Origin of the sequence: Streptomyces sp. NBC_00358, from assembly GCF_036099295.1 — a bacterium.
Classification (GTDB): domain Bacteria; phylum Actinomycetota; class Actinomycetes; order Streptomycetales; family Streptomycetaceae; genus Streptomyces.
On sequence record NZ_CP107976.1, the window covers coordinates 7861135 to 7877287 of the forward strand.

At 71.2% G+C, this 16153-nt stretch carries 8 protein-coding genes and 2 pseudogenes; 7 read left to right on the top strand and 3 right to left on the bottom strand.

Translation table 11 applies throughout. The features are described from left to right. Both OHT01_RS33670 and bioB read right to left on the bottom strand, forming a co-directional pair. On the bottom strand, window positions 1–1281 hold the full coding sequence (locus tag OHT01_RS33670) for an adenosylmethionine--8-amino-7-oxononanoate transaminase (protein WP_328556875.1): 1281 nt from the start codon (window positions 1279–1281) through the stop codon (window positions 1–3). Then, window positions 1274–2521: a biotin synthase BioB gene (gene bioB, locus OHT01_RS33675; protein ID WP_328556876.1), complete on the bottom strand. Its 1248-nt coding sequence runs from the start codon at window positions 2519–2521 to the stop codon at window positions 1274–1276. Before bioB ends, OHT01_RS33670 begins: the two co-directional genes overlap by 8 nt. 341 nt (window positions 2522–2862) lie before the next feature. Between bioB and OHT01_RS33680 the strand changes: the two genes are divergently transcribed. After that, window positions 2863–3330, top strand: coding sequence for a hypothetical protein (locus OHT01_RS33680; RefSeq protein WP_328556877.1), 468 nt, complete (start codon window positions 2863–2865; stop codon window positions 3328–3330). Window positions 3331–3349: 19 nt separating this feature from the next. Here OHT01_RS33680 and OHT01_RS33685 read toward each other — a convergent pair. After that, a pseudogene (locus OHT01_RS33685) lies at window positions 3350–4560 on the bottom strand (IS3 family transposase). A gap of 275 nt (window positions 4561–4835) precedes the next feature. On the opposite strand from OHT01_RS33685, the pseudogene OHT01_RS33690 reads away from it, so the two are divergent. From OHT01_RS33690 to OHT01_RS33715, 6 genes and pseudogenes are all read left to right on the top strand, one after another. Continuing rightward, a pseudogene (locus OHT01_RS33690) lies at window positions 4836–5054 on the top strand (hypothetical protein); the annotation flags it as partial. 608 nt (window positions 5055–5662) lie between these two features. Further along, window positions 5663–9457, top strand: coding sequence for a type I polyketide synthase (locus OHT01_RS33695; RefSeq protein ID WP_328556878.1), 3795 nt, complete (start codon window positions 5663–5665; stop codon window positions 9455–9457). 85 nt (window positions 9458–9542) lie between these two features. Continuing rightward, window positions 9543–10814, top strand: a complete 1272-nt coding sequence (locus OHT01_RS33700) for a cytochrome P450 family protein (RefSeq protein WP_328556879.1) — start codon at window positions 9543–9545, stop codon at window positions 10812–10814. Between the two features lie 53 nt (window positions 10815–10867). Continuing rightward, window positions 10868–12679 carry an asparagine synthase (glutamine-hydrolyzing) gene (asnB, locus tag OHT01_RS33705; protein WP_328556880.1) on the top strand — a complete coding sequence of 604 codons (1812 nt, stop codon included), beginning with the start codon at window positions 10868–10870 and terminating at the stop codon, window positions 12677–12679. Window positions 12680–12765: 86 nt separating this feature from the next. Next, window positions 12766–14334, top strand: a complete 1569-nt coding sequence (locus OHT01_RS33710) for an amino acid adenylation domain-containing protein (RefSeq protein WP_328556881.1) — start codon at window positions 12766–12768, stop codon at window positions 14332–14334. A 43-nt stretch (window positions 14335–14377) separates the two neighbouring features. After that, window positions 14378–16147, top strand: coding sequence for an acyl-CoA dehydrogenase family protein (locus tag OHT01_RS33715; RefSeq protein ID WP_328556882.1), 1770 nt, complete (start codon window positions 14378–14380; stop codon window positions 16145–16147). The last annotated feature ends 6 nt before the right edge of the window (window positions 16148–16153 follow it).

Below are 16153 nucleotides of genomic sequence, written 5' to 3' on the forward strand. Positions count from 1 at the left end.
TCAGCCCTCCCGCGCCGCCGCGCACACCGCGCGCGCGATGCGTGCCAGATCCGTGTCGCCCGTGACGTAGGGCGGCATCGTGTAGACGAGGTCGCGGAACGGCCGCAGCCACACGCCCTCGCGCACCGCGGCCGCCGTCGCCGCCTTCATGTCCACCTCGTGGTCGAGCTGGACGACTCCGATCGCGCCGAACACGCGCACGTCCCGGACGCCCGGCAGGGAGGCGGCCTCCGCGAGGCCGTCCCGCAGGCCCGTCCCGATCCGTTTCACCTCGGTCCGCCAGTCCTGTCCCAGCAGCAGGTCGATCGAGGCGCACGCCACCGCGGCGGCGAGCGGGTTGCCCATGAAGGTCGGGCCGTGCGCGAGCACCGGGACCTCGCCGCGCGAGATGCCCTCGGCCACCCGGCTGGTGCACAGCGTCGCCGCCATCGTCAGATAGCCGCCGGTCAGCGCCTTTCCGACGCACATCACGTCCGGGGTGACACCCGCGTGGTCCGCCGCGAACAGCTCACCCGTACGGCCGAAACCCGTCGCGATCTCGTCGAAGACCAGCAGCACGTCGTGCGCGTCGCAGGCCTCGCGCAGCACGCGCAGATACGCGGGGGAGTGGAACCGCATCCCGCCCGCGCCCTGGACCACCGGCTCCACGACGACGGCGGCGAGCTCGTCGGCGTGGAGCCCGATCAGCTCACGCAGATGATCCGCGTACGACTCCTCGTACTCCGTCGGCGGCGCGTCGGCGAACACCTGGCGCGGGAGCACGCCCTGCCACAGCTCGTGCATCCCGCCCTCGGGGTCGCACACCGACATGGGCTGCCAGGTGTCCCCGTGGTAGCCGCCGCGCCAGGTCAGCAGCCGCTGCTTGCCCGGACGGCCCAGCGAGCGCCAGTGCTGGAGGCACATCTTGACGGCCACCTCGACCGAGACCGAACCGGAGTCGGCCAGGAAGACGTGCTCCAGCCCCTCCGGCGAGATGTCGACGAGCCGCTTCGCGAGCTGGACGGCGGGCTCGTGGGTGAGCCCGCCGAACATCACGTGGCTCATGCGGTCGAGCTGGCCGCGTGCCGCGTCGTTCAGGACCGGGTGGTTGTAGCCGTGGATCGCCGACCACCAGGACGACATCCCGTCGACGAGCTCGCCCGTGCCGTCCGCCAGTCGCAGCCGGACCCCGCTCGCCGACTCCACGACCAGCGGGTCCTGGCGGCCGGGCATCGGCCCGTACGGATGCCAGACGTGCCGCCGGTCGAGGTCGAGCAGTTCCCGCACGGACAGGTCAGGCATTGGGCGCGAGATCCGTTCCGGCACCACGGCGACGCACGGAGACGAGGTCCGTACGGGCGTCGGAGGACGCCTCGGACACGGCCGCGGGCACCTCGGCCGGAGCCGCGGAGGCCGAACCGCACACCCCGCCGCCCTGCTGGGACCCGCAGCCGGCCTCCGCGTGCGAGTCGCACCCGGCGCCGCCGTGCGATCCGCAGCCGTCCTCGGCGTGCGATCCGCAGCCGCCGCCCGACGGAACGCGGTGCTCCGGCAGCGTCACCTCACCCGCGTTCTCCACCTCGAACCCGGCGTCCGCGATCATGTCCAGGTCGGCCTTGCCCGCCTGGCCCTCACTGGTCAGGTAGTCACCGAGGAAGATCGAGTTGGCGAGGTGCAGGGCGAGCGGCTGGAGGGTGCGCAGATGCACCTCGCGGCCCCCGGCGATACGGACCTCGACGTCCGGGCAGACGAACCGGACCATGGCGAGAATGCGCAGACACCGCTGCGGGGTGAGGTTCCACTCCTTGGCGAGCGGGGTGCCCTCGAACGGGATCAGGAAGTTCACCGGAACGGAGTCGGGGTCGAGCTCGCGCAGCGCGTAGACCACGTCGACGAGGTCCTCGTCCGACTCGCCCATGCCCGCGATCAGACCCGAGCAGGCGGACAGCCCCGCCGCGTGCGCCTTCTGGACGGTGTCCACCCGGTCGGCGTACGTGTGGGTGGTCGTGATCTCCCCGTACGTCCCCTCGGACGTGTTCAGGTTGTGGTTGTAGGCGTCCGCGCCCGCCGCGCGCAGCCGCTCGGCCTGGCCGTCGGAGAGCAGACCGAGGCAGGCGCACACCTCGACGTTCTCGTTCTGGTCCTTGATCGCCTTGATCGTGTCGGAGACCCGGTCCACGTCACGGTCGCTCGGACCGCGCCCGCTGGCCACCAGGCAGACCCGCTTGGCGCCCCCGGCGAGCCCGGCCGCCGCGGCCTTGGAGGCCTCGTCGGGCTTGAGCCAGCTGTACTTGAGGATGCCGGCCGTGGAGCCGAGGCGCTGCGAGCAGTACGAGCAGTCCTCCGGGCACAGGCCCGACTTCAGGTTGACGAGATAGTTCAGTTTCACCCGTCGGCCGAACCAGTGCCGGCGTACCTTGCCGGCCGCGGCCACCACGTCCAGCACGTCGTCGTCCGAGGTGGCCAGTACGGCCAGTGCCTCTTCGCGGGTCGGCAGCTCGCGCCGAAGCCCCTTGTCCACCAGCGTGTTCAGCAGGTCCATGAGGTCCGATCCTGGACTATGCGACCGCTCTCGGCCAAGGAGAGTTTGCACAACAGAGATGGTTCGACGTGTGGGGTATGTAACACGACTACCACAGTACGTAGGGTCCACAGAGGGCACGGAAGACCAGGTCAGAGGCCAAGAGTCCGGATCTCACCGCCGATTTGGTGAGAGACATGAGCGAGACGCAAGGGCCGGTGGATCAGTATGGAGGGTTCCTACAACACCCCCGAAGGGGCTGTTTCCTCAAGCGCCGTGCGTGACGTGGTGCGGGCTGTTCTGGAAGCTCTCGACATCCCCACCCTGCGATCGTAGGGGACCGCGAGGCGCACGACCGGATCTTGAGCGGACGGGCCACGGACGCGGCAATCACGCTCCGCAGCACGCTGGACGGGTGGACCAAGACAGCCGAAGAGATTCTCGACTCACTCGCCCGCTTCTGCCGACGGATCTCTGGCGCATCACACGAGGTTCTCTTCATGGTGGTCGCCGAGATGGCGGAGATCGAGCCGGAGTCCATCCACGAGCGGACCCTGATCGGCCTGGACATTGCTGCGGCCAACGGCAACCACGGCGGCTGGCCCCCGGTTGTCGACGCCGACATGCTCACCGTCGCCCTGAGCCGCCGCAATGGGATGGAGTTCTCGCGTGGACGCCGACCTGGTGCCGGTCGAGCGGCGCATGTGCGTCAGATAGTGGCCCGGAGCTTCTCGGTGAACTTGAGGCATTGCCGTGCGAGGATACAGATCGTGGCGAGACGCGGTGGTGTGGTGGTGCGGTCGTCGGGGGAGGTGCCGACAGGGCCTTGACCCCGGACTTTGAACACGTCTACGCGGCTTGGGCCAGAGTAGTTGCTGTTGGTTGGAAGTCGTTCTCGTAGGCGATCGGGGACCGCTGCCCGAGGCGGGAGTGCCGGCGTCGGGTGTTGTATCGGGTCAGCCAGCGGAAGGCGTCGAGCCGTGCCTGGCGCTCGTCCGGCCGGCCTTTGCGGCCCTTGAGCGTCTCCCTCTTGAAGCCAGCGTTGAAGCTCTCGGCTGCGGCATTGTCCGCGCTGGACCCGACCGCTCCCATGCTCTGCCGGACCCCTGCTGACCTGCAGATTTCAGCGAAAGCCCTACTCGTATATCACGACCCGTGATCCGTATGCATGATCGCTCCCTTGAGACTGCCGCGGGTCTGCTCGGCGGCCGCCAGGGCGTCGATGACGAGCTCGGCTCGCATGTGATCGGCGATCGCCCACCCGGCCAGTCGGCGTGAGGCGAGGTCGATGACAGTGGCGAGGTAGAGCGGCTTCGCGCCGTTGACCGGCAGATACGTGATGTCGCCGACGTACTTCGTATTCACCGCGGCTGCGGTGAAGTCACGTCCGATCAGGTCCGGTGCCTTCGCCGCGGCCGGGTCGGCGAGCGTGGTGCGGTGTCGGCGGCGCAGGCGGAACCCCTCGAGCCCGATGCTCCGCATGATTCTCGCGACGCGCTTGTGGTTGACCACCGGGCCGCCCTCGTCGCGGAGTTCAGCGGTGATTCTGGGGGCTCCGTAGGTGCCGTCGAAGTCCTGGTGGATCTTGCGTATCCGGGCGGCGAGCTCGGCCTCGACGGCTTGCCGGGCCGCTCGTGCGGCCGCGGTGCGGCTCCAGTAGTAGAAGCTCGAGCGGGAGAGGCCGAGGGTGTCGCAGAGCCGCTTCACGCCGTGACGGCGCTGGTGATCCTCAACGAACTGGCAGCGGTTCACCAGCGCGTCTCCGTCGCGAAATACCGGGCCGCCCTGCGGAGAATGTCGCGCTCCTCCTCCAGCTCACGGATCCGCTTCCGGGCAGCGGCCAGCTCCGCCTCGACGGCGTTACCACCGGCCGGCACGACGGCCGACGGCGAGGAGTGGGCGCCGGAACGACGTCCGTCGGCAGCGCGGATCCAGTTCCGCAGTGTCTCGGTGTTCACTCCGAGACCGTCGGCGACGGACTTGATCGTCGCTCCTGGCCGCGACCGGTACAACGCGACCGCGTCCGCCTTGAACTCGGCGGGATAGTGCTTCATCCCCACGGGGACTCCGTCCTCCTGGACCATCAAGATCCAAGTGTCTCCGGTGTCCAAAACCCGGGGTCAGGGCCCCACTTGCGTTCGCCCGTCCAGCCTTCTCCTTGCCTGTGGCTCCCCGATGGCCAGGGTGCCCTTGGGCTTGAACGCTCAGCTTCACACCTCGCCGTTACCAACGACGCATGTGAGCGCGGAGACGGGCCCGAATACTGGCCCCAAGGGCGGCCGTTCTATCCGTCCTTCATGTGGCCGTCCTTACTCGATCGGAGCGACTTCGTGTCGCACAGTCCGAGGATGCGACCGCCTTCGAGGGCCGCGACGGCGGCAAGGGCGAGGTCAAGTGGACCGGCAGCCGTGCCGACCTCGTCGTCGGCTCGAACTCCGAGCTGCGTGCGCTCGCCGGGGTCTACGCGAGCGATGACGCGAAGGATAAGTTCGTGAAGGACTTCGTGTCGGCGTGGGACAAGGTCATGAACCTGGACCGGTTCGACCTCGTGTGATCATCACGTGCGGGCCGGCCGGCCTCGAGTCGGCCGGCCCGCACGTTCTCAGCCGGGCAGACGTGGCCACGTCCGCCCGGCTTTTCCATTTCCGTCGGCGGACCCGTGCGGCCTCCGTGGCCTCCGCAGACTCGTGAAGCAGGACCCACGCGTGGTGGCCTGGCCCCCGGCGCGCGGTCGGTGCTCCCGCGCCTTGTGACCGATGCCATAGACGCCCCGCTCGCAGCCCCGGCGGCCGTCCGCTTGAAGACGCCCGGCGACCGGCCGGGGCCGCGCCGCCCGGATCGCCAGAACCCCTGCCCCGTAAGGCCGTCGAGGGATCGGCGAAAGCCGGACCAGTCGCCGGAAAATCTCTTTGCGCAGGCTGTGCCCGTGCGTCGCGCGGCGGCGGTCCCCGTGGCCCTCAAGCGGCGGTGCAAGCGGATCGGCAAGTATTTCAGCAAGGAAATCTCAAGTCCCGTGGCGCACAGTCGTTTCCAGGACGGCGAGCCGCGCCGCACCGACGTTCACCTGCCCCGGCCTCCGGACGGTGAACACCCCGGACGCCTGAGCGTCGCGCGGCTCCCGGCCTCGACTCCGGTCCCCTGCTGCGAAGAGAGACGCGTCCGATGAGCCACGACAACACCATCGCCATCGTGGGAATGGCCTGCCGCTTCCCCGGCGCCGGGGACGTCGCGGAGTTCTGGGCCAATCTGCGCGCCGGCGCCGACGGCATCAGCCGCTACGACCGCGCGGAGCTGCTGGCCGCGGGTGTGCCGCCGTCCCTGGCGGACCACCCCGACTACGTTGCGGCCCGCGGATCCATCTCCGGAGGCGACACCTTCGACCGGCACTTCTTCGGCTACAGCGCCGCCGAGGCGGAGTCGATCGACCCGCAGCAACGCGTCTTCCTGAGCTGTGCGTCGCAGGCCCTCGACGACGCGGGCCTCGACCCGGAGCGCGAGACGGGCTTGATCGGTGTCTACGCGGGCTGTGACGTCAGCGCGCCGCAGCACATCGACCGTGACGACCCGTCGGGGGCCACGGTGCGGATCATCGGTTCGCAGAAGGACTTCCTGGCCACCCGGGTGGCGTACAAACTCAACCTCAGGGGCCCGGCCCTCACCGTCCAGACGGCCTGCTCCACCTCGCTCGTCGCGGTGCACCAGGCGGCACGCGCGCTGCTGGGCTACGAGTGCGACGTCGCACTGGCCGGTGGCGTGAACGTCCGGCTGCCCGAGGCGGGCGGCTATCTCTACCAGCGGGGCAACATCCTTTCCAGGGACGGCCGTTGCCGCACCTTCGACGCAGAGGCCACCGGCACCGTCAGTAGCAGCGGAGTCGGCGTCGTCGTACTCAAACGCCTCGACGACGCACTGGAGAACGGCGATCGCATCGTCGCCCTCATCAGGGGATCGGCCGTCAACAACGACGGCGGCGCGAAAATCGGCTTCACCGCCCCGTCCGTCACCGGTCAGCGTGACGTCATCGCCATGGCGCTGGCACAGGCGGGGGCCGAGGCCGGCGGCATCGGCTACGTCGAGGCGCACGGCACCGGCACCCGCCTCGGCGACCCCATCGAGGTCGCCGCGCTCACGGCGGCGTTCCGCGAGAGCACGGACCGGACCGGCTACTGCAAGCTGGGTGCCGTCAAGGCCAACATCGGCCACACGGGTGCCGCCGCCGGCGTCGCGGGGCTGATCAAGACCGCGTTGATGCTGCGGCACCGCACCTTCGTCCCGACCCCGCACTTCACCGAGTCCAACCCAGAACTCAAGCTCGCCGAGAGCCCGTTCGAGATCAGTACCCGCGACGAGACGTGGCTGTCGACGGGCCCGCGCCTGGCCGGCGTCAGTTCCTTCGGTATCGGCGGCACCAACGCACACGTCGTCATGGAGGAGCCGCCCGCCCTCCCCGCCGTGCGGCCGGACCTGCCCGGCGAGGCGGGTAGCGCGGACGAAGGGGCGGCGCAGCCCCAGGCGCTGTGCCTGTCCGCCGCCTCCGCGCAGGCGCTGCGGACCCTCAGCCGGCAGGTCGCCGAACGCCTCACCGCCCAGGACGCCCCCGAACTGGCCGACGCAGTACGCACGTTGGAGGCGCGCCGACGCTTCCCGCACCGTCGCACCGTCGTCGCCACCACCCGCGAACAGGCCGCTGTCGCACTGCTCGGCGACCCGGGCCCGGGGGTGCGGGCGGCAGCGGGGACCGCGGCGGCGTTCCTCTTCCCCGGCCAGGGAGCCCTGCGGGCGGGGCACGCAAGGGCCGCGTACGAGAAACTGCCGGTCTTCCGGGAGGTCTTCGACGAGTGTGCGGCACACGCAGGTGACCGGTTCGGGGCGGACCTGTCCGCCCTGCTCAACGGCGCGGACGCCGACTGGTTCACCGACACCCGGCACCAGCAACTCGGGCTTTTCGTGCTGGGATACGGACTCGCCCGCCAGCTCGGTGCCTGGGACATCCGGCCGGTCGCGATGTTTGGCCACAGCATCGGGGAGTACGCCGCGGCCACCCTGGCCGGACTGTGGACGCTGCCCGAGGCCCTGTCCGTGGTGTGGGCCAGGGGCCAGGCGATGAGGGACACCGCGCCGGGCCGGATGCTGGCCCTGCGGTGCGGGGAGGAGCGGGTGCGCACGCTGCTGAACGACGAGGTCGCGCTCGCCGTGGCGGGCGGCGACCACGTGGTCCTGTCCGGGCCGGTGGACCGGATCGAGGAGATCGCCCTGCGGGTGCAGGGCGAAGGGGTCACCGGGCGGCTGCTCCGTACCGAGCACGCCTTCCACTCGCCGATGATGGCACCTGCCGCGCAGGCGCTGCGCGAAGCGGTGGCTGCCACGTCTGCGCGTACCCCGAGCATGCCGTTCGTCTCCGGCCTCACCGGTGCCTGGGCGGACCTGGACGCGGTCCGGACGCCCGGCTACTGGGCGGACCAACTCCTGGGCGCCGTACGGCTGCACGACGGTCTTCGGACGGTGGCCGCCGAGGGAGCGCGGTTGCTGGTCGAACTCGGTCCGGGGGACCAGCTGAGCCGGCAGGCGCGACGGACGGTCGGCGACGGCGCCCTCGCCGTTCCCTTCCTCGGCCGCGACCCGGAGCAGGAGGACGCGGGTGTGCTGGAGGCACTCGGCAGGCTGTGGGAACACGGTATCGAGGTGCCGTGGCGCACCCTGCCGAAGCAGCGCACCGGACGCCTGGTGGAGCTGCCCCCGCACCCGCTGGCCGCCACCCGGTACGCCGAACCGGCCGGTCCCGGCGCCCCGGCCGCGCCCCGCCCCGCCGCCCTGGCACCGACAACCTCCGTGGCGGCCCAGGCTGCCCGGCACGGACATCCCCGGGCTGCCGCGTCACCTGCCGAGGACTCTGCGGGCACGACGCTCGACGCGGTACGTGAGCTCTGGTGCGAGGCTCTCGGCGCTACCGCTGCCAGGGACGAGGACGACTTCCACACGCTGGGCGGCGAATCGCTGCTCCTGGTCCACCTGCTGGCCCGGATCCGGGAGCGCACCGGGGTGAGCATCGCCGCCGCCGAGACCAGCTCCGGGTTCACCTTCGGCCGGCTGGCCGAGCTGGTCCGTCAGGCAGCGCCCGGCCCCTCGCACCCCGCGGCGCCGGACACCGGGTTCGCCGACATCCCCGATCTGACCCTGCTCCGCGAAGGCATGGGCACGCCGCTGTTCCTGATGGCACCGGCCGCGGGCACCACCCTGTGCTACCGCCACCTGGTCTCTCGACTGGCGGGCGATCGGCCCGTGTACGGCATCGAGTCGCCCCGCCCGGCCCCCGGCGACCGCGCGCTGAACCGGCTGGAGGACATCGCCGCACACCACGTCCGCGTGCTGCGCCAAGTCCAGCCGGAAGGGCCGTACGTACTGGGCGGCTGGTCGTTCGGGGCGATGACCGGGCACGAGATGGCCCGCCAGCTCGCGGAGGCCGGGCAGCGGGTGGCGCTGCTGCTGGCCGTCGACGGCTTCATGCCCCACACCCACGGCCGGCCGGTGGCCACCCGGGCCGGCTGGCTGCGCGAGGCACTGGCCCTCCAACTGCGCGCCCTGGCAGCGCGGGGCCGCGCGAAACTGCGCCACGAGCGGCCGACGCGGGACGGCGCGGCGCCCGAGGGACGGGTGGCCAGGATCGAGGAGCTGGCCGCCGCTGCCGACGGCAGCGGGGCCGAACACGTCCGCATCCACAACGCGAACCTCACCGCCACCCTGCGGCACCGTCCGCGTCCCGTCCCCGGCGGCCTGGTGCTGCTCAAGGCCGCCGCCGACAGCAAGGTGTGCCGCAGGCTCCAGGCCCACCTGGCCCCGCTGTACGGCGGCGAAGTCAGCGTGACGCCGGTACCGGGCGACCACTGGTCGGTCCTGTCCACCGTCCACGCCGACGCCGTGGCCGCCCTGATCGATCCTCACCTGGCGGCGCTGGACTGAGCTCCCTCGCTCCCACACGAACTGCCGTACCGCCAGGGCGACTTCCTCCCTTCACCCACCCCGACCACTTCACGCGAGGGTTTCCATGCCAGAGACGGACAACACCGCCTGCCCGTACGCCGAGGGCGCGGCCCAGGGCGTCATCGCACTCGACGCCGACTTCACGCAGGACCCGCATCCGGTGCTCGACCGGCTGCGCGAAGCGGGCCCGGTGCAGCACGTGCGGCTGCCCAACGGGGTCGAGCGGTGGCTGATCACCCGCTACGACGAGGTCATGGCCGCGTTCGGTGACCCGCGGCTGAGCAACGAGCTGGCCAGGGGCCTGCAGGACTCGCTGCCGCCGGAGCCGCTGCCGATGCGCTGGAAGGTCGCCCTGCGCACCAGCGCGCTGCTGGGCCGTGCGATGGCCAACCTCGACCCGCCGGACCACGACCGGCTGCGCAAGCTGGTGGTCCGCGCCTTCAGTGCCAAGCGCATCGACGGCATGCGGCCGCGTATCCAGGAGGTCACCGACGAACTGTTCGACGCGGTCGCGGGCCGCGAGGAGTTCGACTTCGTCGAGGCGGTCGCCAACCAGCTGCCGATCATCGTGATCTGCGAGCTGCTGGGAGTCCCGGCCGCCGACGCCGACGTCTTCCGCACCGCCGCCACCGTGCTCGGCGGCATGCAGGCCGACGACGAGGCCGCCGCGGCCACCATCGCGGCACTGGACACCTTCGAGTCCTACGTCCGCGACCTGGTCAAGGCCCGCCGGGCCGAACCCGGGGACGACCTGTTCAGCGCTCTCACCACCATGGCCGGCGACGGGCAGGGCATGACCGACGACGAACTCGTCAGCATGGCCGGCCTCTTGCTCTTCGGCGGCTACGAGACCTCCGCCCAGCTCATCGGCAACGCCGTCCTGACCGTGCTCCAGCACCCGGAGCAGTTCGCCGCACTGCGCGCCGACCCCGCCCTGCTGCCCGCTGCCGTCGACGAGGTGCTGCGCTTCGAGGGCCCGGTGAACCCGGGCCTGAACCGCTACGCGCTGGAAGACGTGGAGATCGGTGGCGTGACCATCCCGAAGGGGTCCTACGTGATCCTCGGGGTGGCCGGTGCCAACCGCGACCCGGGCCACTGGGCCGACCCGGACCGGTTCGACATCGCACGCGACACCGGCACCGCCAGGCAACTGGGCTTCGGCTACGGCCTGCACTACTGCATCGGCGCGCGCCTCGCCCAGATCGAGGTCGAGATCGCGCTCGGCACGGTCCTGCGCCGCTACCCCGCACTGCGGCTCGCGGTCGCCCCCGAGGACATCACCTGGCGCGCCGGGTCCGTGCGCGGCGTCTGCGAACTCCTGCTGCGTACCGCCTGACCGGGCTCGCAGCGAGCCTTCCCTGTTCTTCGACCAGAGCGAGAGGTGTGTGCATGTCCGGGATCGCCGGATGGGTTGACCGCAGGCGCGACCTGACCCGGGAGCGGGCCGCCGGGGCCGCGATGACGGCACGGATGACGGCCCGTGGGATGTACGGCGAGCGGCTGTGGACCGATCGCGAGGTCCTGCTCGGCCACCGGGCAGGCTCGGCGGCCACGGTCGGCGCCCAGCCCTACGTCCTCACCGAGGGCGGCCGTACCGTGGCCGCGATCACCTTCGACGGTGTCCTGGACAACGCCGCACAACTCGCCGCCCGGCTGCCGGGGTGCGAGGGGCGCCCGGCCGGCGGAGACCCGGAGGTGGTGCTGCGGGCCTGGCTGGAGTGGGGCTCCGGCGCGGCAGGGCAGCTCGACGGGACCTTCGCGTTCGCCGTCTGGGACGCCCGCGGGTCCGAACTGGTGCTGTGCCGCGACCGGTTCGGGACCAGGCCGCTGAGCTTTCTGACGCTGCCCCAGGGCGTGCTCTTCGCCTCGGAGGCCGCCGCGCTCTGCGCCCACCCCCTAGTGCGTCCGGAACTCGACGCCGAGGGCCTGTGTGCGCTGCTGTCCCAGGTGCGCAGCCCCGGCCGGGGTGTGCTCGGCGGCATCCACGAAATCAGGCCGGCGCATCTGATGCGCTTTCGTCCCGGCGGGGTGAGCGAGGAACGCTACTGGTCACTGACGGCGGCCCCGCACTCCGACGACCTCCCCACCACCATCGCCACCGCCAGGGAGCTGCTCGGCGAGGCCATCGACCGAGCGTCGGGCGGTGACCGACCCGGCGTGCTGCTCTCCGGCGGACTGGACTCCAGCACGCTGACCGGGCTGGTCGCCGAGCGGGCGCACGGAGCACCGCGGACCTTCACGGTCGCGTTCGGTGACAGGGCCGCCGCGGTGCCGGACCGCCCTTACGCCGAAGCGGTTGTGGACCTGCTGGGCTGTGACCACACCGAAGTCCTGGTCGCACCGGATCAGTTGAGCGACCCGCTCGCCACCGCCGCGGTACTGGCCGCCAAGGACAACCCGTCGCCCTTCGGCGACAAGAACCTCACGCCCTACCTGTTCTACCGTCAGGTCGCCGCGCAGTCACCGGTGGTACTCAGCGGCGAGGCGGCCGACGCGGTGTTCGGCGGTCTGATCACCGAGGACGAGCGGCAGAGCACCCGCGACGAGACCTTCCCCTGGATCGAACGCGCCCGGGCGTTCGGCATCCCCCACGGGATCGGCACCGGGCTGTTCGACGGCGGTCTGCTCCGCGAGATCGGCCTCAGCGCGTTCTGCGCGGACCGCTACCAGGAGGCACGAGCCGAGGTGGCGCACCTGCCGGGTGCCGGCGAAGCGGACCGGCGGGCGCGGGAGATCGACCACCTGCACCTCACCCGGCTGTACGAACAGGCCGTCAACCACTCCGAGCGGCTCGGCTCGGCGGCCGGCCTGGACATCCGCTTCCCGTTCGCCGACCACCGTCTGGTCGGCTACCTCTACAACGTCCCGTGGCGGATGAAGTCCTTCGACGGGCACGACAAGAGCCTGCTGCGCGCGATCGCCAAGGACCTCGTGCCGGCCTCGGTGCTGGAACGCCGCAAGGTGCCGTTCCCCATCACCTACGACACCGGCTACAAGGAGTTCCTCACCGGCCGGCTGCGGCAGGTGCTCGAGGACCCGGCCGCACCCGTCCTGCCGCTGCTCGACCTGCCCGCCGCCTGGCGGATGGTGGACGACCCCCGGCTGATGGACCGCGGCGGATGGCTGGGCCGGGCGGACGCCGAGATGGTCCTGCAGACCGATGACTGGCTGCGTGACCGTCAGGTCCGACTGGCCCTGTGACGGGCGGCCGCAGCCGCCCACCGAATCCGCCGTCAACCGACCGCCGCCCGACCGGGCGGCCCCCCACCGGATGAGAGCCACCGCAGATGACGACCTCACTCGACGTGCCCGGGATCCAGGACCTCTTCGACGCACAGGCCGCCCGCACCCCGGACAAGGAAGCCCTGCGCGACGTCACGGGCTCACTGACCTACCGGCAGACCGCCCGGCGCGCGGACCGACTGGCCGCGCTGCTGCACGAGATGTGTCCGCAGCCCGGCGCCCGGATCGGACTCCACCTGGACCGCGGCGCCGATGTGGTCGTGACCATGCTCGCCGTGCTCAAGAGCGGGCACACCTACGTACCGCTCGACCCGGCCTACCCGGCCGAGCGGCTGCAGTTCATGGCCGAGGACGCGGACCTGGAGCTCGTCGTCTCCGACCAGGAGGTCCCCGATGCGCTGGCCGGCGTTGCGGTGCTGCGCCTGGACGACCTTCCCGGAGAGGACCGGAACGTCCCCGCGGCGCCGCTCCCCGTCGCCCCGGCGCAAGCCGCGTACGTGATCTACACCTCGGGATCCACCGGGCGCCCCAAGGGCGTGCTCGTCCCGCACGGCAACGTGCTTGCCCTGGTGCGCGCCTGCCGGCGCCACTACGTCCTCGACGAGGACGACGTGTGGACGATGTTCCACTCGTACTCGTTCGACTTCTCCGTCTGGGAGATCTGGGGCGCGTTGCTCAGCGGCGCCACCCTGGTGATCGTCCCGCACGCCGTCGCCGCCTCGCCGCAGGCCACCCTCGACCTGCTGGCCCGCGAGCGCGTCACGGTCATGAACGTGGTGCCCTCGGTCTTCCGTCACCTGGTGCGGGCAGCCCGTAAGGGCGAGGCGGTGCCGCGCTCGCTGCGCTACGTCATCTTCGGCGGCGAGTCCATCGACGTACGCGATGTACGGTCCTGGCGCGAGCTGTTGGGGCGCGACACACGTTTCGTCAATACCTACGGCCTGACCGAGGCGACCGTCTTCGTCACCTACCGGGCCCTGACGGACCGGGAGTTGGACGCTGAAGCGCCCCAGGAGGCGCGGCCCGAACCGTTTACCCTGGACATCGGTGAGCCCCTCGACGGCTGGCAGGTCAGTGTCCTCGGCGACGACGGCAGGCCGGTGGCCGTGGGGGAGACAGGCGAGATCCACGTGAGCGGTGACGGCGTCGCCCTCGGCTACCTGGGCCGGTCCGAGCTCACTGCCGAACGCTTTCCCACCCTGACCGGACCGGACGGCGCCCGTCGCAGGCACTACCGCAGCGGCGACCTGGCCCGGCTGATGCCCGACGGCATGTACTGCTACGCCGGGCGCGCCGACGACCAGGTGAAGATCAACGGCTTCCGGATCGAGCTGGGCGAAGTGGAATCGGTCCTGCGCGACGCGCCCGGAGTGGCCGAACTGGTCGTCGTCAAGACGATGAGCCGGGTCGGCGAGGCCATGATGACCGCCTTCTACACCGCGCGCCCGGGCGCCGGCGACCTCCGCGACACGCTGCCCGCCCACGCCCGCCGAGCCCTGCCCGGCCACATGGTCCCCGGCCGCTTCACCGCGCTGGCAGAACTTCCCGTCAACCCCTCCGGCAAGACCGACCGCAAGGCCCTCGCGGCCCTTCCCGCCACCACGCGGCGCTGACCACCGCCGCCGCACGACCACACGACTCCCGAGAAGGACCGCGATGCCCGCACGCAGCCGCAACCTCGCCAGCGACCCCGACCGGCGCAGCTTCCTGGAGGAGCTGTACCAGGGGCGCTTCCGCTGGGACCTGATCCGCCCCTTCCCTCAGCAGGATCCGGTCGACCGCAAGAAGGGGGACGCGGCCGTCGCCGGCCTCGGCGACTTCTTCCACGGCCGCCTCGATCCCACCGAGGTCGACGAACAGGCAGCGTTCCCGGCCCAATTCACCGATGCGCTGCGCGCGCAGGGATACCTCAAACTCCAGGCGGACATCGGACTCGGCGGACACGAACTGTCCTGCCTGAACACCTTCCGGGTCATCGAGGCCGCCGCGAGCCGGTGTTTCCCCGCCGCGGTGCTGATGGGAATCGAGAACTCGCTGGGTGCCGGCGCCCTCCTTCCCATCATGCCGCCCGGCCCGCTCGCCGACCGGGTGGCCCGTCAGGTGCGCTCCTCAGGGCTGTCCGGCAGCGCGGACACCGAGCCGTCCGGCGCAGCCAACCAGGGCCGCACCACCACCGCCGTCCCGGTCGAGGACGGCGCCGCCTACGTCCTGAACGGCCACAAGGTCCAGGTCGTGAACGCTCCGGAGGGCGAGCTCTTCACCGTCACCGCGGCGGTACGGGGTGAGGACGGCGAGACACGCAACCGGCTGTTCGTCGTGGACGCCGACACCCCGGGATTCTCCCGCGGCGGATCGCAGGCGCTGATGGGGATGAAGGGCCTGCCCTTCGGGTGGATCACCCTGAACGACGTCCGGGTTCCCGCGGAACGCCTGCTGGTGGAGGCGGAGAGCGAACACACCTCGCGGCTCACCCCGGCCATCTCCCGGCTCGTGGTGCGCGGACGCCTCTACATCATCGCCGCGCCGTCCCTCGCGGTCAGCAGGCTCTGCCTGGACTGGATGCGTGAGTTCGTCGGCCGACGCCGTATCGACGGGCGCGATCTCGGGGAGTACGAGGAGATCCAGCGGCGGCTGGCGGACTGCCGGGCGGACACCTACGCACTGGAATCCGTGGCGATGTGGAGCCTGCTCGGCATCGACAACCAGGCAGAGGTCAACCTGCTGTTCGAGCAGAACTCGGCGAAGAACATCTGCTCCCTGCTCGGCTGGCGGGTTGTGGAGACCACCATGTCCGTGCTGGCCGGCGAGGGGTACGAGACCGCCGGCAGCAAGGCCGCCCGCGGTGTCACCCCCAGTCCCGTTGAACGGGCCTTTCGCGACATGCGCGGCCTGCGCATCACAGGCGGCGTCGACTTCCTGCTCGACAACTGGACCGCCGCCCGCACCATCCTGTCGTACTACTACCCGGATCCCGATCCGGCCGACGACACCACCGCCGGCCCGGTCCTGGCCCCGGAGCTGTGCGCCCGCAACGCCGCCCACCTGGACCATGTGGCCGACGGGATACGCCGGTTCGGGGAGATCTGCCGGGACCTCACACGCCGTCACCCCGATCGCGCGGCCCTGGTCGCGCGGGAACGACTGATGATCCTGCTGAACCAGATCGCCACCGAGCTGCTGACCATGGCGCTGAGCCTCGCCCGCGCCGCCTCGCAGAGCGAGACGGACCCGGGTGCCCAGGACCTCGCGGACCTGTACTGCTCGGCCGGCCGGCTGCGGCTCGCCGACCTGCACCACCGGCTGTCGGCACATGACACCGGTGACGAACCCGACTTCGCGCGGGTGGCCGACGCCTGGCTGGCCGAAGAGGCTCCCGCCGCCCCGCTTCACGCTGTGAGCGCCGATGTCCGCGAGGCCGGCCGATGAGGAAGG